General features: G+C 34.8%; 23 protein-coding genes and 1 tRNA gene. 20 read left to right on the top strand and 4 right to left on the bottom strand.

Annotated elements, in window-relative coordinates:
* The first annotated feature begins 107 nt into the window (after positions 1 to 107).
* A complete protein-coding gene (locus tag AC000W_RS05400; protein ID WP_474746669.1) occupies positions 108 to 1196 on the top strand; it encodes a hypothetical protein in 1089 nt (362 codons plus the stop codon).
* Positions 1197 to 1553: 357 nt separating this feature from the next.
* On the top strand, positions 1554 to 3524 hold the full coding sequence (gene dnaG / locus AC000W_RS05395; protein ID WP_474746667.1) for a DNA primase: 1971 nt from the start codon (positions 1554 to 1556) through the stop codon (positions 3522 to 3524).
* Positions 3525 to 3591: 67 nt separating this feature from the next.
* Here dnaG and AC000W_RS05390 read toward each other — a convergent pair whose 3' ends face one another.
* Both AC000W_RS05390 and nadE read right to left on the bottom strand, forming a co-directional pair.
* Entirely contained in the window at positions 3592 to 4221 is a 630-nt protein-coding gene (locus AC000W_RS05390) for a response regulator (protein WP_474746666.1), read from the bottom strand.
* Between the two features lie 168 nt (positions 4222 to 4389).
* Positions 4390 to 5178 (bottom strand): NAD(+) synthase, encoded by a 789-nt coding sequence (nadE, locus tag AC000W_RS05385; RefSeq protein WP_474746665.1) that lies wholly within the window; start codon positions 5176 to 5178, stop codon positions 4390 to 4392.
* 92 nt (positions 5179 to 5270) lie between these two features.
* On the opposite strand from nadE, the gene gldB reads away from it, so the two are divergent.
* The 3 genes from gldB to AC000W_RS05370 are packed head-to-tail and all read left to right on the top strand — an operon-like array spanning position 5271 to position 6989.
* Entirely contained in the window at positions 5271 to 6236 is a 966-nt protein-coding gene (gldB, locus tag AC000W_RS05380) for a gliding motility lipoprotein GldB (RefSeq protein WP_474746663.1), read from the top strand.
* Entirely contained in the window at positions 6237 to 6572 is a 336-nt protein-coding gene (gene gldC / locus AC000W_RS05375) for a gliding motility protein GldC (RefSeq protein WP_474746662.1), read from the top strand.
* Positions 6573 to 6575: 3 nt separating this feature from the next.
* Positions 6576 to 6989, top strand: a complete 414-nt coding sequence (locus AC000W_RS05370; RefSeq protein WP_474746661.1) for a GTPase — start codon at positions 6576 to 6578, stop codon at positions 6987 to 6989.
* Between the two features lies 1 nt (position 6990).
* Here the strand turns inward: AC000W_RS05370 and yihA are convergent, their stop codons facing one another.
* Together yihA and AC000W_RS05360 are read right to left on the bottom strand one after the other, a co-directional pair.
* On the bottom strand, positions 6991 to 7608 hold the full coding sequence (yihA, locus tag AC000W_RS05365) for a ribosome biogenesis GTP-binding protein YihA/YsxC (RefSeq protein ID WP_474746659.1): 618 nt from the start codon (positions 7606 to 7608) through the stop codon (positions 6991 to 6993).
* A gap of 15 nt (positions 7609 to 7623) precedes the next feature.
* Positions 7624 to 8388, bottom strand: a complete 765-nt coding sequence (locus tag AC000W_RS05360) for an alpha/beta fold hydrolase (RefSeq protein WP_474746658.1) — start codon at positions 8386 to 8388, stop codon at positions 7624 to 7626.
* 275 nt (positions 8389 to 8663) lie between these two features.
* Here AC000W_RS05360 and AC000W_RS05355 point away from each other — a divergent pair, with 275 nt between their 5' ends.
* The 15 genes from AC000W_RS05355 (at position 8664) to AC000W_RS05285 (ending at position 24683) form a co-directional block, all read left to right on the top strand.
* Complete coding sequence (locus AC000W_RS05355) at positions 8664 to 9137, top strand: division/cell wall cluster transcriptional repressor MraZ (RefSeq protein ID WP_474746657.1); 474 nt, start codon at positions 8664 to 8666, stop codon at positions 9135 to 9137.
* Positions 9124 to 10020 carry a 16S rRNA (cytosine(1402)-N(4))-methyltransferase RsmH gene (gene rsmH, locus AC000W_RS05350; protein ID WP_474746655.1) on the top strand — a complete coding sequence of 299 codons (897 nt, stop codon included), beginning with the start codon at positions 9124 to 9126 and terminating at the stop codon, positions 10018 to 10020. The genes AC000W_RS05355 and rsmH overlap by 14 nt, the downstream gene beginning before the upstream one ends.
* A gap of 1 nt (position 10021) precedes the next feature.
* A complete protein-coding gene (locus AC000W_RS05345; RefSeq protein ID WP_474746654.1) occupies positions 10022 to 10339 on the top strand; it encodes an FtsL-like putative cell division protein in 318 nt (105 codons plus the stop codon).
* Positions 10339 to 12345 carry a penicillin-binding protein gene (locus AC000W_RS05340; protein ID WP_474746652.1) on the top strand — a complete coding sequence of 669 codons (2007 nt, stop codon included), beginning with the start codon at positions 10339 to 10341 and terminating at the stop codon, positions 12343 to 12345. The genes AC000W_RS05345 and AC000W_RS05340 overlap by 1 nt, the downstream gene beginning before the upstream one ends.
* On the top strand, positions 12342 to 13805 hold the full coding sequence (locus tag AC000W_RS05335) for a UDP-N-acetylmuramoyl-L-alanyl-D-glutamate--2,6-diaminopimelate ligase (protein WP_474746651.1): 1464 nt from the start codon (positions 12342 to 12344) through the stop codon (positions 13803 to 13805). The genes AC000W_RS05340 and AC000W_RS05335 overlap by 4 nt, the downstream gene beginning before the upstream one ends.
* A gap of 19 nt (positions 13806 to 13824) precedes the next feature.
* A complete protein-coding gene (gene mraY, locus AC000W_RS05330) occupies positions 13825 to 15045 on the top strand; it encodes a phospho-N-acetylmuramoyl-pentapeptide-transferase (RefSeq protein ID WP_474746650.1) in 1221 nt (406 codons plus the stop codon).
* The gene (murD, locus tag AC000W_RS05325; protein WP_474746648.1) at positions 15046 to 16380 is read left to right on the top strand and encodes a UDP-N-acetylmuramoyl-L-alanine--D-glutamate ligase; all 1335 of its coding nucleotides are present in this window, start codon (positions 15046 to 15048) and stop codon (positions 16378 to 16380) included.
* A 6-nt stretch (positions 16381 to 16386) separates the two neighbouring features.
* Complete coding sequence (locus AC000W_RS05320) at positions 16387 to 17586, top strand: FtsW/RodA/SpoVE family cell cycle protein (protein WP_474746646.1); 1200 nt, start codon at positions 16387 to 16389, stop codon at positions 17584 to 17586.
* Positions 17573 to 18667, top strand: coding sequence for an undecaprenyldiphospho-muramoylpentapeptide beta-N-acetylglucosaminyltransferase (murG, locus tag AC000W_RS05315; RefSeq protein WP_474746645.1), 1095 nt, complete (start codon positions 17573 to 17575; stop codon positions 18665 to 18667). Before AC000W_RS05320 ends, murG begins: the two co-directional genes overlap by 14 nt.
* Positions 18664 to 20016 (top strand): UDP-N-acetylmuramate--L-alanine ligase, encoded by a 1353-nt coding sequence (murC, locus tag AC000W_RS05310; protein ID WP_474746644.1) that lies wholly within the window; start codon positions 18664 to 18666, stop codon positions 20014 to 20016. Before murG ends, murC begins: the two co-directional genes overlap by 4 nt.
* Complete coding sequence (locus AC000W_RS05305; RefSeq protein ID WP_474746642.1) at positions 20006 to 20725, top strand: cell division protein FtsQ/DivIB; 720 nt, start codon at positions 20006 to 20008, stop codon at positions 20723 to 20725. The genes murC and AC000W_RS05305 overlap by 11 nt, the downstream gene beginning before the upstream one ends.
* Before the next feature lie 3 nt (positions 20726 to 20728).
* Positions 20729 to 22051: a cell division protein FtsA gene (ftsA, locus tag AC000W_RS05300; RefSeq protein ID WP_474746641.1), complete on the top strand. Its 1323-nt coding sequence runs from the start codon at positions 20729 to 20731 to the stop codon at positions 22049 to 22051.
* Positions 22052 to 22096: 45 nt separating this feature from the next.
* Positions 22097 to 24037 carry a cell division protein FtsZ gene (ftsZ, locus tag AC000W_RS05295; RefSeq protein ID WP_474746639.1) on the top strand — a complete coding sequence of 647 codons (1941 nt, stop codon included), beginning with the start codon at positions 22097 to 22099 and terminating at the stop codon, positions 24035 to 24037.
* A gap of 109 nt (positions 24038 to 24146) precedes the next feature.
* Entirely contained in the window at positions 24147 to 24596 is a 450-nt protein-coding gene (locus AC000W_RS05290; protein ID WP_474746638.1) for a GatB/YqeY domain-containing protein, read from the top strand.
* A gap of 13 nt (positions 24597 to 24609) precedes the next feature.
* Positions 24610 to 24683: transfer RNA gene (locus AC000W_RS05285), tRNA-Arg, on the top strand.
* Positions 24684 to 24716: the final 33 nt, after the last annotated feature.

Below are 24716 nucleotides of genomic sequence, written 5' to 3'. Positions count from 1 at the left end.
TTTATTCATCAATCATTAACCAAATAGTTTCCAAACTTTCCTCTCTTTATGCTGAGCGTAGCCTAAGTAAAAGAGAGGATGGGAGGGAGCTCTAAATCAAAATTAGTATGAGAACGTTAAATATTTTCGTTTTAGTTGTATTGTTATTTTCATTATTCGCTCAAAAATTAAGTGCTCAAGATTTTCCGTATAAGGAGAAAGTGGAAATACTGGAAGAGAGGAAGAATAAAATTACATTTCAGGAAAAAGAGGCCTTAAAAATTGAGGTTGAAGATATAAATAGAAGATTGAATAATAACGATATTACCCAAGAAGAGGCAAAAACTCTAAAAGAAGCTGCCGCCCAAAAGCGAGCGTTAAATATTGAAGATAGAATTGCAATTATAGAAAACGAAATTGCTCTTTTAGAAAGAAACAATGGTAAGACTTTAATTCTTATAGAAGCGGATACTATTAATGGGGACAATATTAGGTTTGGTGTAAGTTTTAATGGAAAACCAGCTTTTTCTTTTAGTTCAAAAAATTCCAATAATTGGAAGAGAAGAAAAATTAAATATGACCGTAGGACTTATTCCGACTTGGTACTGGCAGTTGGATTAAATAATGCCATAATAGATGGGCAATCTTTGGAGGATTCACCCTATAAAGTGGGAGGAAGTCGTTTTTTTGAAATTGGATGGCAATGGAGAACTAGGGTATTTGAAAATACTAACTTTATGAGATTTAACTATGGTTTTTCTTTTCAATATAATGGGTTAAAACCTAAAGGCAACCAGTATTTTACAATAAATGATGGGCAGACAGTTTTAGAAGATTTTGAGTATGATTTAAGAAAGTCTAAACTACGCATGGATAATTTAGTTTTTCCTATGCACTTGGAGTTTGGCCCTTCTAAAAAAAGGGTGAACGATAACAATTTTCGTTATTCTTTGCATAATCAATTTAGATTGGGCATTGGAGGTTATGGAGGATTCAATTTAGGAACTCGTCAAAAATTAAAGTACGACAGAGCAGGAGAAAATGTAAAGGACAAATTAAAAAGAGGATATAACACTACTAATTTTGTATATGGATTAAGTGGTTATATTGGTTTTGAAGGAGTATTACTTTATGCAAAGTATGATTTAAACCCAATATTTAAGGATGCTGATATAGAACAACACAATATCTCCTTGGGCCTAAGGTTCGATCTATGATTATTTGAAGTTTGCTAAATGTTAAAAAGGATGCTATATGCATCCTTTTTAGTTTGTTAATGCCCTTTCCATTTCCTGTGTATATTCATTTCTGTAAAAACCTCTTTTACAATGTGAGCATTTTGCAAAAGAGTTTGTGCACACTTTAAAAAGTTTAATCCAAAATAAATAAAAATAAGAAGGTGTTGTGCTTATGTATACAGTGTTCTTTTGTTCACAATGGGGACATTGAATATTTTGTAAAGAAATAGTATCTGTTTTGCCAGAACGAGTACCAAAAAATAAAAACATGAGGTATGTATTAGACGTCAATTTAATCAATTTTTGCTACATTTAGCAACTACAAAATTGTGAATCTTGATTTCAAAATCTACTATAGACCAAGTTTATGAAACCGCTCGATTAGAGGAGGTAATCGGTGATTTTGTGCAGTTAAAAAAGTCAGGATCCAGTTTTAAGGGACTAAGTCCGTTTTCGGATGAGCGCACTCCCAGTTTTATGGTATCCCCAGTAAAGCAGATTTGGAAAGACTTTAGTAGTGGTAAAGGTGGAAATGTTGTAGCTTTTCTAATGGAGCATGAGCATTTTACATATCCAGAAGCTATAAAGTACTTGGCTAAAAAGTATAATATAGAAGTCGAAGAAACCGAGCAAAGCAATGAGCAAAAAGAGCAGGCCAATGAACGTGAAAGTATGTATTTGGTATCTGAATATGCTCAGAAATATTTTGCCGAAGTATTGTGGGAATCCGAACTTGGAAAAGCAATTGGACTAAGTTATTTTAAAGAACGTGGTTTTACAGATGAAACTATTAAAAAGTTTGGACTAGGCTATAGCTTGGACCAATGGGAAGCTTTCACAACTACTGCCCTAGAACAAGGGTATCAATTGGATTTCTTGGAAAAAACGGGGCTTACCATTGTTAAAGAAGGAGAGAATTCTACTAAAAAGTTCGACCGTTTTAAGGGGCGTGTCATGTTTCCAATACATTCCATGAGTGGAAGAGTACTGGGGTTTGGCGGAAGAATCTTAACAAATGACAAGAAAGCCGCTAAATATTTAAACTCCCCAGAAAGTGATATTTACCATAAGAGTAAAGTCTTATATGGAATTAATTTTGCCAAGCAAGCTATTGCAAAAGAAGACAATTGCTATTTGGTTGAAGGTTATACAGATGTAATTCAATTTCATCAAAGAGGTATCCAGAATGTGGTTGCATCAAGTGGTACGGCACTTACACCCGATCAAATACGATTGGTCAATAGATTAACCAAAAACATTACAGTACTTTTTGATGGTGATGCGGCAGGTTTAAGAGCTTCACTCAGAGGGATAGACTTAATTTTGGAACAGGGGATGAATGTGAAAGTCTGTACTTTTCCTGAAGGCGAAGACCCAGATAGTTTTTCTAAAAATAATGAGTATGAAGAAGTTGTGCTCTACTTACAAGAAAATTCCAAGGACTTTATTCAGTTTAAAACTTCATTATTGGTTGAAGAATCCAATAATGACCCAATAAAAAAGGCCGATACAGTAAGAGATATTGTAAATAGTATTTCCAAGATTCCTGACCAGATAAAAAGGGAAATCTATATTCAGGAATGTGCCAGGTTAATGAATGTTTCAGAGGAAGTTCTCTTTAATACCTTGGCTCAAATTGGCAAAAAAGAAGTTTCTGATGCTTCAAAAAAAGTAAGGCAAGAACAAAAAGCTTTTGAGGTAGTTAAAAACCAGCAAACTATTGAAAAGGTTGATGTGCAATTTGAGCTGGAGCGAAAAATAATAGAAATGCTATTGCTTTATGGTAACCAAGAACAGGAATTTGAAGATTTAATTTTAAAAGAAACCGATGAAGGTGTTTTGGTCTTGGAACCAGAAAGCATTGTGTCAAAAGTGTATGAAAAAATCTATCTGGATTTGCAGGAAGATGAAATTGAACTTACACATTCCCAGTTTAAGAATACGTATTATAAATTGATAGAAGAACTAAATGTGAAAGAGGATTTTTCTATCAACACTTTTGTTTCTAATTTGGATCAAGAATTAGGTTCGGAAGTTTCGTCGATTTTAATGGAAGACGAAAAATATTCTTTGGACAATTGGGAAAGCAAGAATATTTACCCAAAGGATAAGAATACTAATATCTCTCAATTGGTAAGTGAAACTATATTAACCTTAAGGTGCTTTTTAATAAAGAGAAGAGTAGAAAAGCTTAGCCTTGAAGTTGAAGGAAAAATGGAAGATAATTCTGAAGTTTTAGAAGAAGTTAGAAACTATCTGGAATTAAATAAATTACTTAACCGAAAACTTAATAGGGTTCTTTCCTAAGCTTTAGGATAATAAAAAACCCTTAGAAATTAATCAAAGGGTTTTAATTGTTAAAAATTTATTCTTTTTAATATAATTCTAAAGCTTTTGCTTGTTGTAGTAAATCTACAAGATTATCAACGTTAAGCTTACGCATTAAACGAGCTTTATATGTACTTACCGTTTTTTCATTAAGGTTTAATCCTTCTGCAACTTCTTTATTGCGTTTGCCACTTGCCAACATTTTTAAAACCTCTACTTCTCTTGTAGAAAGTTTTCTAAAGAATCTTCTTGGTTTTTGTGTACCCTCATCAAAGGCCAAACGCTGAGCCAATTCATTGGTAATAAACATATCGCCATTACTAACCTTTCTTACAGCACTTATAATATAATCTAAATCGGCAGTTTTAGAAAGATAACCAAAAGCACCAGCTCTAATTGTACTTAAAGCATACACATCTTCAGATTGTCCACTGTAGATTAAAACCTTTACATTAGGATAGTCTTGCTTTATTTTTCTTAAGGTTGCGATTCCATTAATTTCTGGGATATCCATTTCTAGGATAATAACATCAGGGACAACACTTTTTAATGTTTCAAATAATTCAGTAGTAGTAGAAACATCGTTTATTACGTCAAAATCTTTTGCTGATTTCAATACTTCTTTTATACCTATGCGAACAACAGGATGGTTATCCGCAATCAATACTTTTATCATGGTTTGGTTATTTTAAAGACTTTTTAACCTAATTATACGTCGAAAAATACTGACGCACAATGTAAGGGTAAAAATCTAATTTCATTGTACAAATGTTGCTTTTTTTTACGAAAATTGACGTTTTTCATTTTTTTTTTCGATTTAATTGCATGATTATCAGCTAAAACGTTATTTTAAGGATTTTGGAATCTCACAAACAGGGATGGGAATCATTTTATGCTTGTTTGCAGAATTAAACTTTTTATATATAAGAAAAACCTCCCTTTTTCTTCCCGTAAAATCGTCGGCTGTTTTCCCTTCATCATTCATTAACATGGCCCATTCCAGTTCTGGATATGATGCACCTATTTGATCTTCATCGGTTCTATCATCACCCCAAAGGCCATCTGTGGGAGCGGCTTTTATAATTTCGTAATTTACTCCAACAAATTTCGCTATTTCATATACTTCAGACTTCATTAAATCTGCAATTGGGCTTAAATCCACACCACCATCTCCGTATTTTGTGTAAAACCCTACGCCAAAATCCTCAACCTTATTTCCGGTCCCAGCTACTAGATATCCTTTAAGGGCTGCAAAATAATAAAGGCTGGTCATTCTTAATCTTGCTCTGGTGTTTGCAAGGGACATAAATCGTTCCTCCTCGTTATCTACTTTTGGGAGTGATGCGACCAAGCTATCAAAAACTGGTGTTAGGTTTACCATTTGCCTGTTTACATTCTTAAAATTATCCATAAGCCAATCAATATGTCTTGAGGCTCTTGTTACCTGACTTTCTGCTTGGTGAATGGGCATTTCCAAAACCAAAAGGTCTAAACCTGTTTTGGCACATAAAGTGGAGGTCACAGCGGAATCTATTCCACCAGAAACACCAATTACAAATCCTTTTATATTGGCATTGGTAGCATAATCCTTTAACCAGTTTACTATATAGGTTGTAACTTTTTCTGTTAGCATGGTAGTATTTTATTAGATTGAAAACAATTAACTTTGCTCGTAAAAATAAAGCGTACACGTTTAAAAATAAAATTGATTGCTAATTACTTCCTATGCAGAAGCCCTTTTTTATAGTTTTCTCATTTTTTTTAATATTAATAAGCTGTGGTGGCAATGACAAGGTGGCCAAGGAAATAGGAAACATTCCTTTGGATTTACAAATAAATCGTTTTGACAGGGAGTTTGCCAATACATTACCTACCCAGTTGCAAGATTTAAAGAACAAATACCCATATTTATTCCCAGAGCAATATCCGGACAGTGTTTGGGAGACGAAAATGAAAGACACCCTGCAATTGGAATTGCAAAGTGAAGTAAATACTACGTTTGGTGATTTTGAAGAAGAAAAGGCAGATTTAGAACTTTTGTTTAAACATATAAAACATTACTTTCCTAAATATAAAACTCCAAAAGTGATTACTGTCACTACTGATGTAGAATATCAAAGTAGGATAATATTGGCAGATTCTATTTTGTTCATAGGGTTAGCCAATTATCTAGGTAGTACGCACAAATTCTATGCAGGTATTCAACGGTATATTGCCCATGGATTGGATAAGGAGTATCTAACCAGTGATGTTGCCAATGCCTTTGCGAACAAAGTTGTTATGCCGCCTAGAGACCGTTCTTTTTTAGCACAAATGGTTTATTATGGAAAGGAATTATATATAAAGGATAAATTAATTCCTTTTAAAACCGATGCTCAAAAAATAGGATACTCCCAAGAACAGTTGGACTGGGCCATAGCTAATGAAGAACAAGTATGGAGGTATTTTATAGAAAGGGAATTGCTTTACAATACAGATAGTAAATTGGGACCTCGATTTTTGGACCCAGCCCCGTTTTCCAAATTTCAATTGGAACAGGTGGATAATGAATCTCCAGGGAGAATTGGACGATATACAGGTTGGCAAATAGTTAAATCTTTTATGAAGAATAATGAGGTAACACTTCAACAATTATTGAACTTGCCAGCAGAAGAAATATTTAAAAAGGCAAATTATAAACCAGCAAAATAAATGGCAGAATTGCATACATCAGAAATTACATTACGAGTAGGATTAGACGAAAATAGAGTTCCCGAAGAATTAACTTGGTCTGCACAAGATGGAGGAATTGATAATGAAGATGCTAAAGCCATGTTGCTTTCCGTTTGGGACAGTAAGAATCAAGAGTCTTTAAAAATTGATTTATGGACCAAAGATATGCCCGTGGATGAAATGAAAATTTTCTTTCATCAAACTTTAGTTTCTTTATCAGATACCTTTATGAAAGCCACCCAAGATGAAAAAATGACTGCGACCATGAAAGATTTCTGTGATTATTTTGCTGAGAAATTAGAGTTGAAGAAATAATTTATGGCAAATAACAATTTGATTTTTGTTTATAATGCCAATTCTGGTATTCACAATGCCATTTTGGATAGTGCCCACAAAATGTTGAGCCCAGATACATATACCTGTAATCTATGCGATATAACCTATGGTACCCTAACAGAAGATAAAGTTTGGAGAAAATATAGAAAACAGAATAAGAAACTTTTAAAGAATAACCACCCAAAAGCTATTGGGATGGAGTTTTTACATAAAAATGAGTTCATAAAGAAGTTTGATTTACAAGATAAAGACCCATACACGTATCCAATAGTATTTGCAGTAATCAATGGTTTTATGGAGGTTTTTATACATACAGAAATATTGGATGTTATAGAATCTCCAGAGGAACTAATTGAACTTATCGAGGTGAAAAAGAAGAAGTTTTTTAAGACTTAAATCAGCCTTCAACCAGTTTAAAGAAATCGGTATTAATATTATCTATATAGTCTAAAACGTCTTCTCTCCCCATACTATTGGATGATGAGGTAATAAAATGGTTTGGTGCTTCTTCCCATACACCGTTAAGCAAGATTGTAATGTAATCTGTTACATGTTTTTCTATAGCCTTTGGCCTAAGTTTATCAGCTTTTGTAAATATAATGGAGAAGGGAATTTGGTTTTCACCCATCCATTCCATAAACTCCATGTCTATTTTCTGAGGCTCATGTCTAATATCAACTAAAATAAAGGCACAAACCAATTGTTCTCTTTTAAGAAAATAGTCCGTAATATATTTTTGGAACGTTTTCTTGTCTTTTTTAGAAACTTTGGCATACCCATAACCTGGTAAATCTACCAAAAACCAATTGCCATTTATTTTAAAATGATTGATAAGCTGTGTTTTTCCTGGTCTTCCAGATGTTTTTGCTAGGCTTTTTCTTTGAGTTAACATATTTATCAAAGAAGACTTTCCCACATTGGACCTTCCAATAAAAGCATATTCTGGAATAGGTTCATTGGGACACCTTTCTACACTGGAGTTACTCATTACAAAGTCAGAAGACTTTATTTTCATCTGAGAAGGTATTTTTTAGAAATTACGTTCTGTAAGCCAAGCATCTAACAATTGGTTAAACTCTTTTGGATGCTCCATCATAGGTGCATGCCCACATTTTTTTATCCAAAATAAGTCAGAATCTGGTAATAGTTCATGAAATTCTTTTGCCACATTTGGTGGGGTAACAGAATCATTTTCGCCCCATATAATGCACGTAGGGGTATGCATATCTGGTAAATCTTTGGACATATTATGGCGTATGGCACTTTTGGCAATGGATAGTGTTTTTACAAGCTTCATTCTATCATTGACAGTTGCAAAAACCTCATCTACTATTTCTTTTGTTGCTACTTCGGGATTATAAAAAACATCTTGGGCTTTCTTTTTGATAAACTCATAATCTCCTCGCTTAGGGTAACCATCTCCCATGGCACTTTCATAAAGACCAGAGCTTCCAGTAATTACCAAAGCCTTAACCATTTCTGGATATAATTTGGTGTGTAACAACCCTATATGTCCTCCCAAAGAATTTCCTAGTAAAACAACATCTTTTAAGTCCTTGTGCTCAATAAATTTTTCTAAAAACTTTGCGAAGAACTTCACATTGGTTTTTAATAAAGGCATATCATAAATGGGTAGTTCTGGAATTAAGATTTTATATCCTTTTTCTGGAAAATACTCAGTGACTCCTTGAAAATTACTCAATCCTCCCATCAAACCGTGTAATATAATAATAGGTGTTCCTTCTCCTATTTCTATATATCGGTATTTTCCATCAGTAATAATTTTTTCTTCCATTAAGGACTAGTTCTGGTCAGTTCTGACAAATATATACATTTCCATATAATACCATACAACTACTGCCTTTTCAAATTATTTATAACACTATAAACCTGTTCCTTTTTACTAAAGTCGGTCGAAATTTCACGGTGCTTTTACCATGCTAAGTGGATTTTAAGTACTTAAAAGTGGAAAAATTTATCAACAAAGTGGTAAATTCTGGAAAAAAGTGGAAAAATGTGGTAATAATTTCTATATATTTGAGTTATTAAAGCTAAAGCCATTCATATTCAGTGATTAATCTCATAGGTCAATTTAATTGTAAAGCCGATACCAAAGGTAGGATTATGTTGCCAACTGTACTAAAAAAACAGTTGGCACCTGTGCTTAATGATGGTTTTGTTCTTAAGAGATCGGTATTTCAGCGTTGCTTGGAACTGCACCCTATGGAATACTGGAATGATATAAGTAAACAATTAAGGGAGCAAAACAGCTTTGATAAAGTAAACAACACTTTTTTTAGAATTTATACGGCTGGCCTAACCCCTGTTGAGATTGATGGTACTGGAAGATTGCAGATTCCAAAGAATTTAGTGGAGTTTGCTGGAATAAGTAAAGACGTAGTTTTGACTTGTTCTGTTGGTTTTATAGAGGTTTGGGATAAAGATGGTTATGAGGAGACTATCAATGTTTCGGACGAAGATGTGGCAAAAATGGCTGAGGAATCTATGGGAAGCAAGAAGTTAAATACAAATGAGTTACCATAATCCGGTATTGCTCAAAGAGACCGTTGATGGTCTTGATATAAAAAGAGATGGAGTGTATGTAGATGTGACCTTTGGTGGTGGAGGGCATTCCAACGAAATATTAAAAAGGCTGGGGGAGCATGGAAAGTTATTTGCCTTTGATCAGGACGAGGATGCTTTAAAGAATGCGCTAGATGATGAAAGATTTGTGCTAATCAATGAAAATTTTAGGTACATCACTCAGTTTTTAAAGTTCTATGGCATTCGGAAAGTAGATGGAATTTTGGCAGACTTTGGAGTTTCATCCCATCAATTTGATAAAGCAGAACGTGGTTTCTCCACAAGGTTTGATGCAGATTTAGATATGAGGATGAGCAAAAAAAACAGTGTATCTGCTTATGAAGTGGTTAATGATTACTCCTATGATGATTTAAGAAAAGTATTTTTTGAATATGGTGATTTAAGAAATGCCAATGCACTATCAAAATCAATAGTGGATTATAGAGAGGAATCGCCAATAAGAACCACTGAAGAGTTAAAAAAGGTGTTGCAAAAGTTTTTGCCCAAGTTCAAGGAACATAAAATTCTGGCCCAGATATACCAAGCCATTAGGATTGAGGTAAATCAAGAGATTCAGGTAATAAAAGAATTTTTGTTACAGACACCAGATTTAATGGAAAAAGGAGCAAGAATTAGTGTTTTAAGTTATCACTCTTTAGAAGATAGGCTGGTGAAAAGGTTTGTTCGCGAAGGAAAATTTGATGGCGAGGCTGAGAAAGATTTTTATGGCAATGTGGATGTTCCATTTAAAAAGGTAGGCGGCTTAATTGCACCATCACCCGAAGAAATAAAAGAAAATAATAGGGCGCGCAGTGCTAAACTGCGAATAGCTGAAAGAATATAAAATGAAAAAGGGATTATTAAACATATTAAAAGGAAAGTTTTTAATAAGTGGAGATGCGCCAAAAAACTGGTTGTTCATTTTCTTCTTTTCTTTTTTGGCGGTGGTTATGATTGCCAGTTCTCATAGTGCGGACAAAAAAGTACATCAAATAGCTGCCTTAAATGAAGAGGTTAAAGAATTGAGAAGTGAGTTTGTTGACACTCGTGGAGATGTGCAACGATTAAAATTAGAATCTAAGGTAATGCAAGTGGTAGAGGAAAAAGGGTTGTATCCTTCTGAAACTCCACCAAAAAAAATAAAAGTTAAGTCAGCAGAATAGTGGCAACAACAGAAAAAAACATATTGACCAGGTTGTATGTAGTGGCAGGATTCCTTTTTGTCTTTGCCTTTGCTGTTGCATTTAAAATGACCAGAATACAAATGGTGGATGGCGATAAATATAAGGATTTAGCCATGCAGCGTACTGAAAAAATGTTCACCATTGAACCTAATAGGGGTAATTTATATTCTGATGATGGCAGCCTTTTGGCAACGTCAGTTTCTAGGTATACCATTCGTTTTGATGCTGAAACTGTCAAGAGCGATGATTTTGAAGAGAATGTTAAACCTCTTTCCGATGAGCTTTCCAAATTATTAGGAAAACCTTCGTCGCATTACGAGCAAGTTTTAAGGAAAGCCAAGGTAAATAAAAATAGATATGCCTTGATAGTTAGAAATCTAGACTATTCAGATTACATAAAAGTAAAAGCATTTCCACTGTTTAAAAAAGGCCCGAACAGAGGAGGTTTTATTGCTGAACAAAAAATAGTAAGAGAACACCCACTAGGGAAAATTGCCGAACGCAGTGTTGGTTATGAACGCGTGGATGATAATGGGTATTACACTAGGGTAGGGCTAGAAGGTGCTTTTGGACAATATTTAAGAGGTATAGAAGGAAAACGATTAAAGCAAAAAATTGCCAAAGGTCAATGGAAACCAATTGGTTTGGATAATATAGTTGAGCCCAAAGATGGGTATGATGTGGTTTCTACAATCAATATCAACATACAAGATATAGCCCATCATGCTCTGTTGAAGCAATTGGAGCATTACAAAGCAGATCATGGTTGTGTCATAGTTATGGAGACCAAAACTGGAGAGGTGAAAGCAATCTCTAATTTAGGTAGAACAGCAGATGGTAAATATTATGAACGATTAAATTATGCTGTAGGAGAGTCCCATGAACCTGGATCTACCTTTAAATTAATGTCCATGGTAGCTGCCTTGGAAGACAAAGTGGTAGACACAAGCACAGTGATGGATACAGAAAAAGGAAGGTTTAAGGTGTATGACAGAACAGTAAGAGATTCCAAACATGGTGGTTATGGGGAAATTACTGTTTCTAAGGCTTTTGAGGTTTCTTCCAATACAGCCTTCGCTAAAATGATTCATAATAACTACAAAGAAAATCCAGAAAAGTTTGTAAACCGATTAATGAGCATGGGATTGCATAAAGAGTTGGGTATGCCCATTAAAGGAGAAGGCACACCAGTTATAAGGTATCCAGGGGATAAAGGATGGTCTGGTATTTCTTTAGCATGGATGTCTCATGGGTATGAAGTCTCATTGACACCCTTACAAACACTTTCATTTTATAACGCTATTGCCAATAATGGTGAGATGTTAAGGCCAAGATTGATTAAAGAGGTGAAGGAGTGGAATAAAACAATTCTAAAGTTTGATAAGGAAGTTATCAATCCATCTATTTGTTCTAAAGAAACTATTGGGAAAGTACAACAGCTTCTTAAAAATGTAGTGGAGAAGAAGCATGGAACTGGTCATGGATTGTATGCAGAGAATTTTTCAATGGCGGGGAAAACAGGTACAACTCAAAAGAACTACGTTTCTAAGGATCCGGATAAGCTGAAGTACATATCATCTTTTGCAGGATACTTTCCAGCAGAGAATCCAAAATATTCCTGCATTGTGGTGATTCATGAACCGGATAGAAGTGTTGGTTATTATGGTGCAGATGTGTCTGGTCCAGTTTTTAAATCAATCGCACAAAAAATTTATACCATTTCTCCAAAAACTGATGAGGTTGAATTTTTAAAACCTCAAAACAATGAGTTGGAATTAAGATATGAAGGGTATTATGCAGAGGCTCAAAAGAAGTATAGCACAATGCCTAATGTAAAAGGGATGAGTGGAATGGATGCTATTTCTATTCTAGAAAATTTGGGACTAACCGTGGAAGTTAAAGGAAACGGAAAAGTAAAAGAACAATCCATATCACAGGGAACCGATTTAAATAAAATCAAAAAAATTGTATTAGAACTTTCATGACGCTGCTTAAAGACATACTATATGGGGTTAGTCTTTCCGCAGTAAGCGGAACTACAAATACAATGGTTAATTCCATCTGCTTTGATTCTAGAAAAGTGGGGATGGATGATGTTTTTGTTGCTGTTAAGGGAACGGTTACCGATGGACATGAGTACATTGACAAAACGGTGGATGCTGGAGCCAAAGCTATTATTTGTGAGAAGTTGCCAAAAAATATGGTGAACGGCGTCACTTATGTAGAGGTGGATAATGGAGCCAAGGCATTAGCAATCATGGCATCTAATTTTTATGGAAACCCTTCAAAAAATTTAAAACTAGTTGCAGTTACAGGGACAAATGGAAAAACTACGGTCAGTAGTCTTTTATATCAGCTATTTAAAAGAGCAGGATTTAAGGTTGGATTAATTTCCACTATTAAAATTATGGTGGATGATATGGAGTATGCTACTTCTCACACCACACCAGATGCTTTGACTATAAACAAACATCTAAGCTTAATGAACGATGCTGGTGTGGAATTTTGCTTTATGGAAGTGAGTTCTCATGGAATTCATCAGAAAAGAACAGAAGGATTAGTTTTTGAAGGAGCAATTTTCACGAACCTTTCTCATGACCATCTAGATTATCATAAAACATTTGCTGAGTATAGGGATACAAAAAAATTGCTGTTTGACAATTTGACTAAAAAAGCATTTGCATTAACAAATGTTGATGATAAAAATGGTTTGGTAATGCTACAAAATACCAAAGCCAAAAAATACACCTATGCTTTAAGAACGTATGCAGATTACAGGGCAAATATTTTGGAAAATCAGTTTCATGGTCAATTATTAAAAATTGATGACAATGAATTATGGTCAAAATTAATAGGTGATTTTAACGCCTATAATATGTTGGCTATTTATGCCACAGCTGATTTACTGGGATTAGAAAAAATAGAAACACTTCGTTTGTTGAGCGAATTGGAAAACGTGGACGGAAGGTTTCAATATTATATATCAAAGGAAAAAATAACGGCAATTGTTGATTATGCCCATACGCCGGATGCGCTTAAAAATGTACTTGATACTATCAATACATTGAGGACTGGAAATGAAAATGTTATCACCGTAGTGGGGTGTGGTGGTGACAGAGATAAGTCTAAGCGCCCGGTTATGGGTCATATCGCTTCAGAAATGAGCAACAAAGCCATTTTTACATCAGACAATCCCCGCACAGAATCTGCTGGTGTAATAATTGAAGAAATGGAAGCTGGGGTAGAACCCCAAAATGTGAAAAAAATTCTTTCTATTGAAAATCGTGAACAGGCAATTAAAACTGCCTGCCAATTGGCTGTTGGGAATGATATTATTCTCGTTGCCGGAAAAGGACATGAAACGTATCAAGAAACCAATGGTAAGAGAACGGATTTTGATGATTTTAAAATTGTAAAAGAACTATTGACAAGTTTAAACAAATGACCTTGGCGGGTTTATAATTATGTTATACTACTTATTTGAATATTTGGAAAAACAATACCAGCTTCCTGGCGCAGGTCTTTTTCAATTCTTAACATTTAGAGCCGCCATGTCCGTGTTGTTGTCCTTGATAATTGCAACGGTATTCGGAAAGAGGATTATTCTGTTTTTAAGACACAAACAAATTGGAGAAACGGTCAGGGATTTAGGGTTAGAAGGTCAAAAACAAAAGGCGGGAACCCCAACAATGGGCGGACTTATCATAATCATGGCCACATTGATTCCAGTACTTCTTTTTGCAAAATTGGACAATATTTATATCATTTTGTTGATAATCACTACGGTTTGGATGGGAATAATAGGCTTTGTGGATGATTATATAAAAGTGTTTAAAAAGGATAAGCAAGGTCTTAAAGGGCGATTTAAAGTAATGGGTCAAATTGTCTTGGGATTAATGGTGGGTGCCACTCTTTATTTACATCCGCAGGTTACTATGAAAGAGCAGAGCAAAACCCAAATAACCGAAAATTTCACAGTTGAAGAAGTTCCTGGGGAAGAAGTAAAATCAACCAAGACTACAGTTCCTTTTTTTAAAAATAATGAGTTTGATTATGCTGATTTAATTTCTTGGGCTGGTGATGGACTGGAAAAATATGCATGGTTAATCTTTATCCCAGTTGTGATAATTATAGTCACAGCGGTTTCAAACGGTGCAAATTTAACTGACGGGATAGATGGTTTGGCGGCCGGGACATCGGCAATCATAGTTCTTACTCTTGGCATTTTTGCTTGGGTATCGGGTAACGTTATTTTCTCTGAATACTTGGATATTTTCTATATCCCAATGGCAGGGGAATTAGTTGTTTTCATAACTGCTTTTGTTGGTGCTTTGGTTGGGTTTTTATGGTATAATGCCTTTCCTGCACAGGTATTTATGGGCGATACTGGAAGTTTAACAATAGGAGGAATCATTGCTGTAATTGCCATAATAGTTAGAAAAGAATTGTTAATACCTATTCTGTGCGGAATTTTCTTTGCAGAGTCTATTTCTGTGATGTTGCAGGTGGGGTATTTTAAGTACACAAAGAAAAAATTTGGTGAGGGGAAACGTGTTTTTTTAATGGCTCCTCTCCATCATCATTATCAGAAAAAAGAATATCATGAAAGTAAAATAGTTGTCCGTTTCTGGATTGTAGGAATCTTATTGGCAATTGTGACATTCGTGACATTAAAAGTGAGATAAATGGCTCTACTGGTTGTTTTAGGCGGGGGAGAAAGTGGAGTTGGGACAGCAATTTTAGGTCAAAGCAAAGGATATAAAGTTTTTGTTTCTGATAAAGGAATAATAAAAGATAAGTACAAAAAAGTTCTTGAACATTTTGGGATTGATTGGGAAGATCAACAGCATACAGAAAAGAAAATACTGAATGCTGATGTAGTAATGAAAAGCCCTGGCATACCAGATACAGTGCCTTTGGTGGTGAAAATTGTGGAGAAAGGCATTCCTGTAATTTCTGAGATAGAATTTGCATCAAAATATACAGATGCTGTTGTCATTGGAATTACCGGAAGTAATGGTAAAACCACAACTACAATGCTTACGAACCACATTTTAAATGAAGGTGGTTTGCATGTAGGCATGGCAGGCAATATTGGTGACAGTTATGCAAAAATGGTTGCAGAAAATAACTTTGATTATTACGTGTTGGAAATTAGCAGTTTTCAATTGGATGGCATAGTGGAGTTTAAACCACATATCGCCATTATTACAAACATTACTCCCGACCATTTGGATAGGTATGCATATAGTTTTGAGAATTATATCGCTTCTAAGTTTTTGATAACTAAAAATCAGGATGAGAATGATTATCTCATTTATGATGCAGATGATGAAGTTCTGGTTAAATGGTTAGATGAGCATCCAATTCAATCCAAATTATTGCCTTTTTCAATTGAAAATAAAGTTGAGAAAGGGGCATGTTTAGTGAACAATGAAATTAGAATTAAAATAAAAAAAGATATTATAATGGTTACTACAGACAGATTAGCTTTAGAAGGTAAGCACAACCTTAAGAATACAATGGCCGCATCTACAGCAGCTAAGTTAGTAGGCATTAGAAAGGAGACGATAAGGCAGAGTATCGAAAATTTTCAAGGAGCGCCACATAGACTGGAAAAAGTCTTGAAAATACATCATGTACAGTATATAAACGATTCCAAGGCAACCAATGTAAATGCAACCTATTATGCATTGGATAGTATGAGCACCCCTACAGTATGGATAGTTGGTGGGGTAGATAAAGGAAATGATTATATGGAATTAATGCCATTGGTTCGTGAAAAAGTTAAAGCGATTATTTGTTTGGGGCTAGATAGTTCTAAAATAGTGGATGTCTTTGGAAATGTGGTGGATTTAATGATAGAAACATATGCCATGGAAGAAGCCATAAAAGTTGCATACAAAATTGCAGAAAGAGGAGATACTGTATTGTTGTCACCGGCATGTGCAAGTTTTGACCTTTTTGATAATTATGAGGATAGAGGAAATCAATTTAAAGAAGCAGTAAAAAACTTATAAAGAAGAATGGTAAGATTCTTTAAAAATATAAAAGGGGATAAGGCTATTTGGGGCGTGGTTGCCCTATTGGCATTATTTTCGTTTTTACCTGTTTATAGTGCCAGTAGCAACTTGGTTTATGTAGTGGGTAATGGGACTACTATTGGTTATTTGGTAAAACATGCTTTGTTCTTGTTTTTAGGTTTTGGAATTATTTATGGTGTTCATAAAATACCAACCCATTTTTTTAAAGGGCTTTCTCTTATTGTTATGCCCATAGTATTAATATTATTGGTCTACACATTGGCACAGGGAAGTAGCTCTGGAGGAACCAATACTAGCCGTTGGATTAGATTGCCTTTGGTGGGTTACACTTTTCAAGCATCAACCTTGGCATCTGTGGTGCTAATGGTCTATGTAGCTAGGTATTTAACTAAAATTAAAGAGAAAACAATCACTTTTACAGAAAGCATTTTACCATTGTGGATTCCAGTTTTTTTAGTTGTTGTTTTGATTTTACCAGCCAATTTTTCCACTGCGGCCATTATCTTTTTTATGGTATTGGTTTTATGTTTTTTAGGTGGATATCCTATTAAGTATTTGTTGGGAATAGTAGGAGCAGGTTTGTTGGGGCTTACCATGTTTGTTTTAACAGCTAAGGCCTTGCCAGATTTATTTCCGAATCGAGTGGATACTTGGACTAGCAGAATAGAAAGTTTTTGGAACCCTGAAGATACCGAGGCTGATTATCAAATTGAAAAGGCAAAAATCGCCATTGCAAGTGGAGGTTTAATTGGGAATGGTGCAGGGAAAAGTGTTATGAAGAACTTTTTGCCACAGAGTTCTTCAGATTTTATTTATGCCATAATTGTTGAAGAATACGGACTTATTGGAGGATTTACACTCATGTTTTTCTATTTGTTGTTGTTGTTTAGAATTGTCGTCGTAGCCAATGCAAACCAAACCATTTTTGGTAAGTTATTGGTTGTGGGTGTAGGTCTTCCTATTGTCTTTCAGGCATTGATTAATATGGCGGTAGCAGTGCAGCTTTTTCCAGTTACAGGACAGCCGTTGCCATTAATAAGCATGGGAGGAACCTCTATTTGGATGACCTGTTTGGCTATTGGAATTGTATTGAGCGCAAGTATAAAAAGAACATCTTCAGAAATTGAAAGTATGGAGATGGATGAAACGAATCCTTTAGAAGTATTGAGTGGGCAATTATAGGTTTATACTCTCTGGAGGAGGTACTGGCGGACATATTTACCCTGCCATTGCCATTGCAAATGAATTGAAAGAAAGATATCCTGAAGCTGAATTTTTATTTGTTGGTGCAAAGGATCGAATGGAAATGGAAAAAGTACCACAGGCAGGATATAAAATAGAAGGTTTATGGATTAGTGGGTTACAAAGGAAATTGACATTAAAAAACCTAATGTTTCCATTTAAATTGATAAGTAGTTTGATAAAGGCAAGAAACATAGTAGTAAAGTTTAAACCACATACTGTAATTGGTACTGGGGGTTTTGCTAGTGGACCACTTTTAAAAATTGCATCGCAAAAAGGAATTCCTTGTGTTTTGCAGGAACAAAATTCCTATGCTGGAATTACCAATAAGTTGTTGGCTAAAAAAGCACAAAAAATATGTGTGGCCTATGATGGAATGGAGCAATTTTTTCCAGCTGATAAAATTGTTAAAACAGGAAATCCAGTGAGGTCGGATTTGGTGAAAAATAATTGTAATGAGAAAGAAGCTGTAGGTTTTTTTGGGTTGAATATAAAAAAGACGACTTTATTGATTTTAGGCGGAAGCCTAGGAGCAAGGAGAATAAATCAATTGATAGAACAAAAACTAGAGTTTTTCAAAACTTTTGACATCCAAATTATCTGGCAATGTGGCAAATTGTACTATGCAAATTATAAAAAACACGATTCTGACACAGTAAAGGTTCTGCCTTTTTTAAACAGGATGGATTTTGCCTATGCAGCGTCAGATATAATTGTATCAAGAGCAGGAGCAGGTTCAGTTTCAGAATTATGTATCGTTGGGAAACCAGCCATATTTATTCCGTCTCCCAATGTTGTGGAAGATCATCAAACTAAAAATGCAGAAGCTTTAGTCAAGGAAAATGCGGCTCTAATGATAAAAGAGAAAAATCTGGATGTTGGGTTTGAAAGCCTTTTTTCAGATTTATACATGTCTAAAAACAAACAAGAAGAACTAGCCAAAAATATAAAACAATTGGCGATGCCAAATGCAACAAAAGATATCGTAAATCAAATAGAAAAACTGCTTAAAGCATCATGAACATAAGGGACATACATAGCGTCTATTTTATTGGTATCGGAGGTATTGGTATGTCTGCCTTGGCCAAATATTTTAAGTTCATTAATAAGAATGTTGCAGGATATGATAAGACTAAAACTCCCTTAACGGAAAGTTTAGAGGAAATGGATATAGTTATTCATTATGAGGATAACTTGCAATTAGTTTCAGAAGATTATAAGAATCCAAAAAACACTCTTGTTGTGTATACGCCAGCCGTTCCAAAAGAGCATACGGAGTATAGTTATTTTCAAAAGAATGGTTTTGATGTAAAGAAACGCTCAGAGGTTTTAGGAATAATAACCAAGGATACATTTTGCTTTGCTGTGGCCGGGACTCATGGTAAAACTACAACTTCAAGTATTTTGGCTCACTTACTCAAAGAAACAGGAACCCCTTTAACCGCATTCTTGGGAGGCATATCAGAAGATTTTAATAGTAATTTTTTGTTTGAAGGGAATAAGTATTCTGTTGTAGAGGCTGATGAATTTGATCGATCGTTTTTAAGATTATCGCCCAATGTAGCCTGTGTTACATCTATGGATGCGGATCACCTGGATATTTATGGCACTACTGATGAATTAAAGAAATCTTTCAAAGATTTCGTAAATAAAATAAAACCAAACGGAAAGCTTTTTGTTAGAAAAGGACTGCCTTTGGATGGAATTACATATGGAATAGATGATGATTCGGATTATTGTATTCGACATTTAATAATAGAACATGGCACCTACATTTTTGATTTGGAAACTCCAGAAACAACCCTAAAACGGGTTAAGTTCAATAAGCCGGGAAAACATAATTTGCTGAATGGCTTGGTAGCTTTTGCAATGGCGATTCAAGCAGGTTCCCCTTTGAATCGTCTTGCGGATGCTTTGGAAAGCTTTAAAGGTGTACAGCGTAGATTTTCGTATAAAATAAAGAACAACAGTTTTGTTTTTATTGATGATTATGCGCATCACCCTACCGAGATAAATGCCATTTATGACGCCATTTCGGAAATGCATCCAAACAAAAGAGTTTTAGCCATTTTTCAACCTCATTTATTTTCCAGAACAAAGGATTTTGCTGCTGAATTTGCAATGAGTTTAGCCAAATTTGACAGTATTCTGCTGTTGGATATTTATCCAGCAAGAGAATTGCCAATAGAGGGAATTACCTCTGAATGGTTATTAGAAAAAATAAATAATAAGAATAAAAAATTGGTTCTAAAAGAGAATTTAATTAAGGAAATAAAAAAACAAAATCCAGAAGTATTGGTCACCATGGGTGCTGGTGATATTGGATTAGAAGTTTCACATATAAAAAAAGAATTTGAAAATGCGATTTAATTGGAACATTTTTAAAATGATATTGTTGCTCTTTATTGTGGCTGGTCTTTATGCGTTTACAGATGTGAGAAGTAAAGGCAAGAAAATCAAAGACTTAAAAATTGAATTTGTAGGAAATGACAATTTATACCTAACACATGAGTCGGTTAATAAATTGTTAATACAAAATTATGGGAGTCTTAAAAACGTGCCTAAAGAAAAATTAGTTTTGAATACTATAGAAAAGGTCATTGAGACCAATGAAATGGTGAAAAGTGCCCAAGTTTATCTTACTGTAGATGGTGAACTTACGTCTAAAATTGTTCAGAGGCGACCAATCGGAAGAGTAGAGGGGATTACAAAATTTTATGTAGATGATGAGGGGAAACGCATGCCGTTATCCAAGTATCATTCTGCTAGAGTTCCTATAATTACGGGAAAAATCACAGGTGAAAGTCTGGAGGATGTATATGTTATCCTAAAACATATTAATTCTGATGAGTTTTTACGTAAAAATGTTATAGGAATACATATTGATGATGTAGATAAGTATCAGCTAAAATTCCGAATGGAAAATTTTGTGGTGAATCTTGGTGGAGTGGACAATTTAACAGAGAAGTTCAACAATTTTAAAGCGTTTTATACCAAAGCAAATAAGGACAAAACGCTGGAAGAATATAACATGGTAAGCTTAGAATTTAATAATCAGGTAGTTTGCACCAAAATATAAATTATGGAACAAGATAGTTATTCAGTTGGGTTAGATATAGGAACCACTAAGATTGTAGCCATTATTGGTAAGGAGAACGAATACGGCAAAATTGAGGTTTTGGGTATTGGTAAATCTAAAAGCTTAGGCGTTCATCGTGGCGTTGTAAACAATATTACCCAAACTATAAAATCAATACAGCAGGCTGTTGAGCAGGCAGAAGTTGATGCAGGATTAAAAATAGGTTCTGTAGTAGTTGGTATTGCTGGGCAACATATTAGAAGCTTACAACATAGTGATTATATAACAAGAATCAATTCAGAAGAAGTTATCAACGAAGAGGATTTAGATAAGTTATGCAATCAAGTATATAAATTGATTATGCTACCTGGCGAAGAAATCATTCACGTATTGCCGCAAGAATATAAGGTAGATGGACAGGCAGAGATTAAACAACCTATTGGTATGTACGGAGGTAGGTTAGAAGCCAACTTTCATGTAGTTGTGGGTCAGGTTACTTCAATAAAAAATATTGGCAGATGTATTAAAAGTGCCGGGCTGGATTTAGGCAATATAACATTGGAGCCTTTGGCATCATCAGATGCCGTATTAAGCCAGGAAGAAAAAGAGGCTGGTGTTGCATTGATAGATATAGGAGGCGGAACAACTGATTTGGCCATTTTTAAAGATGGCATCATTCGTCATACGGCAGTTATCCCTTTTGGAGGTAATGTAATAACAGAAGATATAAAAGAAGGTTGCTCTATTATAGAAAAGCAAGCGGAATTATTAAAAATGAAGTTTGGCTCTGCATGGCCGGGTGAGAACAAGGACAATGAAATTGTATCTATTCCTGGGTTAAGAGGAAGAGAACCAAAAGAAATTACACTTAAAAATCTTTCTAAAATAATCCACGCTAGAGTTGTAGAAATTGTAGAGCAGGTATATGTAGAGATAAAAAATTATGGGCACGATGATCAAAAGAAGAAATTAATTGCTGGTATTGTTCTTACAGGTGGTGGTAGCCAATTAAAGCATTTAAAGCAATTAGTGGAATATATCACAGGAATGGATACAAGGATTGGTTTTCCAAATGAGCATTTGGCAGGTGATTCTGATGAAGAAATAGCAAGTCCTATGTACGCTACAGCTGTAGGATTATTAATGAATGCAGTAAAAAACAAGGATAAGAACAGAGTTGTTGAGGAGCAAGAAGGACTGGAAGATGGTATGTATGATGAGCAGCATGTGGAAACAGCGACCACTGGAGCAATCAAAAGAGAAAGAAAGTCTGTTTTTGATAAATGGTCAGAAAAGTTGAAAGACTTTTTAGATAACGCAGAGTAAAAAATCATTCAATAAAATCAATATACAACCAGTAATATATAAAACATGAGCAAGAGCACCGAATTTGATAATATCTCTTTTGATTTACCTAAGAATCAAAGTAATGTAATAAAAGTAATCGGCGTTGGCGGTGGTGGTAGTAATGCCATTAACCATATGTTCCAAGCAGGAATCAATGGAGTAGATTTTGTAATCTGCAATACAGATTCTCAGGCATTGGATAATAGTCCGGTACCGAAGAAAATACAATTGGGTGTATCTCTAACAGAAGGATTGGGTGCTGGTGCAAACCCTGAAGTTGGTGAACAAGCTGCTATTGAAAGCATGGAGGATCTTAAAAGCATGCTGGGACATAGTACAAAAATGGTTTTTATTACTGCTGGAATGGGTGGAGGAACAGGAACTGGTGCTGCTCCAATAATTGCCAAACAAGCTAGGGAAATGGATGTTTTAACGGTAGGTATCGTTACGATGCCATTTCAGTTTGAAGGAAAAATGAGGTGCCAACAAGCGCAACAAGGAATAGAAAAATTGCGTGAAAATGTAGATTCTTTAATAGTCATCAACAACAACAAATTAAGAGAAGTATATGGTAATTTAGGTTTTAAGGCTGGTTTCTCTAAAGCAGATGAAGTATTGGCAACTGCTGCAAGAGGTATTGCAGAAGTAATTACGCATCATTATACTCAAAACATTGATTTAAGGGATGCTAAAACAGTACTTTCAAATAGTGGTACAGCTATTATGGGTTCTGCTACAGCATCAGGTTCATCAAGAGCCAACGAAGCAATTATGAAAGCTTTGGATTCTCCGTTATTGAATGACAATAAAATTTCTGGGGCTAAAAATGTATTGCTGCTTATTGTTTCTGGTTCTCAGGAAATTACAATAGATGAAATAGGGGAAATCAATGATCATATCCAAACAGAAGCAGGTTTTGGAGCCAATATTATTATGGGTGTGGGTGAGGATGATACTTTAGGTGAAGCAATTGCAGTAACTGTTATAGCCACAGGTTTTGATATTGAACAACAAGACGATATTGTAAATACCGAAACAAAAAAAATAATCCACACTTTAGAGGAAGAGAAAAGGGCAGAACAAGTTGAAGTTGAAGAAAAAAACTTGGACGATATTGTTTTAGAAGAGGAAGAAGAGGTGGTTTCTGAGCCAGTTATTAAACATACCTTATTGGATGTTGAACTAGATGATGAATTAATACCTACAACAAATTATATTAGAAACTTTAATGTTTTTTATGAGGAGGTAATCGCTGAGAATCTAGTAGAAGATGATTTCATTATTATAGATGCCAAGGATTTAATAAATGATATAGAGGTAATTGATCCTGTTGTGGTATCCTCCAAAAAGGAAGAGGACCAAACAGCTTTGAGTTTCGATTTGCCTTTGTTTAATAATGATGATATTACAGAGGAGGAAGATGAACAAGAACATGTAATTACTTTTGATTTAAGTGATGAAGTGAGTGACATGGATGTTACTGACCATATAGAAGTTGTTCCTGTTTTGGAATATAATAAAGAGGGAGAAACGCGCTATAGCTTGGATGATTATATGGAACTAGAAGAGAAATTAACAGGGGCCAAATCCAAAGCTGAAGAATTTATTCCTAAAATAGTGGAAGAAGAGCTAGTTTTTGAAAAAATTACGCTAAAAGAAAAAGAAAATAAAGTTGAAGCCAGTTTAGGCGGAGATGCTGACCCCATGAACAGTTCTATTGAAGATATTTTAAGAAGTAGAGCAGATGAGAGAAGAAAGAAACTCAAAGACTTTAATTATAAATTTCAAAACAGCTTAAACAATGTTGATGAAATTGAAAAAGAACCAGCTTATAAGCGGCAAGGAGTAAACCTTAATGACAACCCAAATGAAAACAAAGTTTCCAGAACAACATTGAGCGAGGACAGTAATGATGAAATACAATTGCGTTCCAACAACTCTTTTTTGCATGATAATGTGGATTAGTGCTTTTTTTAATAATTATGGGCTATAAAAACTATTGATATACCTGAAAATAGATGAACTATTTTCGGGTATATTTTTTTATCTTCGTCCCGCAAAAAAACAATAGACTATGAGTTTACAGCAACAGGTAATGCAAGAAATGAAAACGGCCATGAAAGCCAAGAATTCAGTTGCTTTAGAATCACTTAGAGCAATTAAATCCGCTTTGCTGTTGGCGCAAACGGAAAGCGGTGCTGGTAATGAATTATCTGAGGAGGATGAAATAAAGCTGGTTCAAAAACTTGTAAAACAAAGAAAAGATAGTGCTTCAATTTTCACTGAACAAGGTAGGGATGATTTGGCAACTCCTGAATTGGCACAAGCTGCTATTATTGAAAAGTTTTTACCAGAACAATTATCTGAAGAAGAAATTGAAAAAGTTGTTGTACAAACAATTGATGCTATTGGTGCAGAGGGTATGAAAGATATGGGCAAAGTAATGGGAATGGTATCCAAAGAACTGGCTGGACAGGCTGATGGTAAAACTATCTCTACCATTGTAAAAGCAAAACTTTCCTAAGTTATAGGCAATAGGCCGCGTAGTTCAACTGGATAGAATATCAGATTTCGGCTCTGAGGGTTGAGGGTTCGAATCCTTCCGCGGTCACATAAAAATTGGTCTTGCAATGCAAGGCTTTTT

The organism is Saonia sp., assembly GCF_056326165.1.
Note: the sequence above shows the minus strand (reverse complement) of the source record. Positions and strands in the feature narration are given on the sequence as shown.

Excerpts from the sequence above, each read along its gene's own strand:
- AC000W_RS05400 (WP_474746669.1), top strand. The coding sequence starts at position 108 with ATGAGAACGTTAAATATTTTCGTTTTAGTTGTATTGTTATTTTCATTA.
- AC000W_RS05390 (WP_474746666.1), bottom strand. The coding sequence starts at position 4,221 with ATGATAAAAGTATTGATTGCGGATAACCATCCTGTTGTTCGCATAGGT.
- nadE (WP_474746665.1), bottom strand. The coding sequence starts at position 5,178 with ATGCTAACAGAAAAAGTTACAACCTATATAGTAAACTGGTTAAAGGAT.
- gldB (WP_474746663.1), top strand. The coding sequence starts at position 5,271 with ATGCAGAAGCCCTTTTTTATAGTTTTCTCATTTTTTTTAATATTAATA.
- gldC (WP_474746662.1), top strand. The coding sequence starts at position 6,237 with ATGGCAGAATTGCATACATCAGAAATTACATTACGAGTAGGATTAGAC.
- AC000W_RS05370 (WP_474746661.1), top strand. The coding sequence starts at position 6,576 with ATGGCAAATAACAATTTGATTTTTGTTTATAATGCCAATTCTGGTATT.
- yihA (WP_474746659.1), bottom strand. The coding sequence starts at position 7,608 with ATGAAAATAAAGTCTTCTGACTTTGTAATGAGTAACTCCAGTGTAGAA.
- AC000W_RS05360 (WP_474746658.1), bottom strand. The coding sequence starts at position 8,388 with ATGGAAGAAAAAATTATTACTGATGGAAAATACCGATATATAGAAATA.
- rsmH (WP_474746655.1), top strand. The coding sequence starts at position 9,124 with ATGAGTTACCATAATCCGGTATTGCTCAAAGAGACCGTTGATGGTCTT.
- AC000W_RS05345 (WP_474746654.1), top strand. The coding sequence starts at position 10,022 with ATGAAAAAGGGATTATTAAACATATTAAAAGGAAAGTTTTTAATAAGT.
- AC000W_RS05335 (WP_474746651.1), top strand. The coding sequence starts at position 12,342 with ATGACGCTGCTTAAAGACATACTATATGGGGTTAGTCTTTCCGCAGTA.
- mraY (WP_474746650.1), top strand. The coding sequence starts at position 13,825 with ATGTTATACTACTTATTTGAATATTTGGAAAAACAATACCAGCTTCCT.
- murD (WP_474746648.1), top strand. The coding sequence starts at position 15,046 with ATGGCTCTACTGGTTGTTTTAGGCGGGGGAGAAAGTGGAGTTGGGACA.
- AC000W_RS05320 (WP_474746646.1), top strand. The coding sequence starts at position 16,387 with ATGGTAAGATTCTTTAAAAATATAAAAGGGGATAAGGCTATTTGGGGC.
- murC (WP_474746644.1), top strand. The coding sequence starts at position 18,664 with ATGAACATAAGGGACATACATAGCGTCTATTTTATTGGTATCGGAGGT.
- AC000W_RS05305 (WP_474746642.1), top strand. The coding sequence starts at position 20,006 with ATGCGATTTAATTGGAACATTTTTAAAATGATATTGTTGCTCTTTATT.
- ftsA (WP_474746641.1), top strand. The coding sequence starts at position 20,729 with ATGGAACAAGATAGTTATTCAGTTGGGTTAGATATAGGAACCACTAAG.
- ftsZ (WP_474746639.1), top strand. The coding sequence starts at position 22,097 with ATGAGCAAGAGCACCGAATTTGATAATATCTCTTTTGATTTACCTAAG.
- AC000W_RS05290 (WP_474746638.1), top strand. The coding sequence starts at position 24,147 with ATGAGTTTACAGCAACAGGTAATGCAAGAAATGAAAACGGCCATGAAA.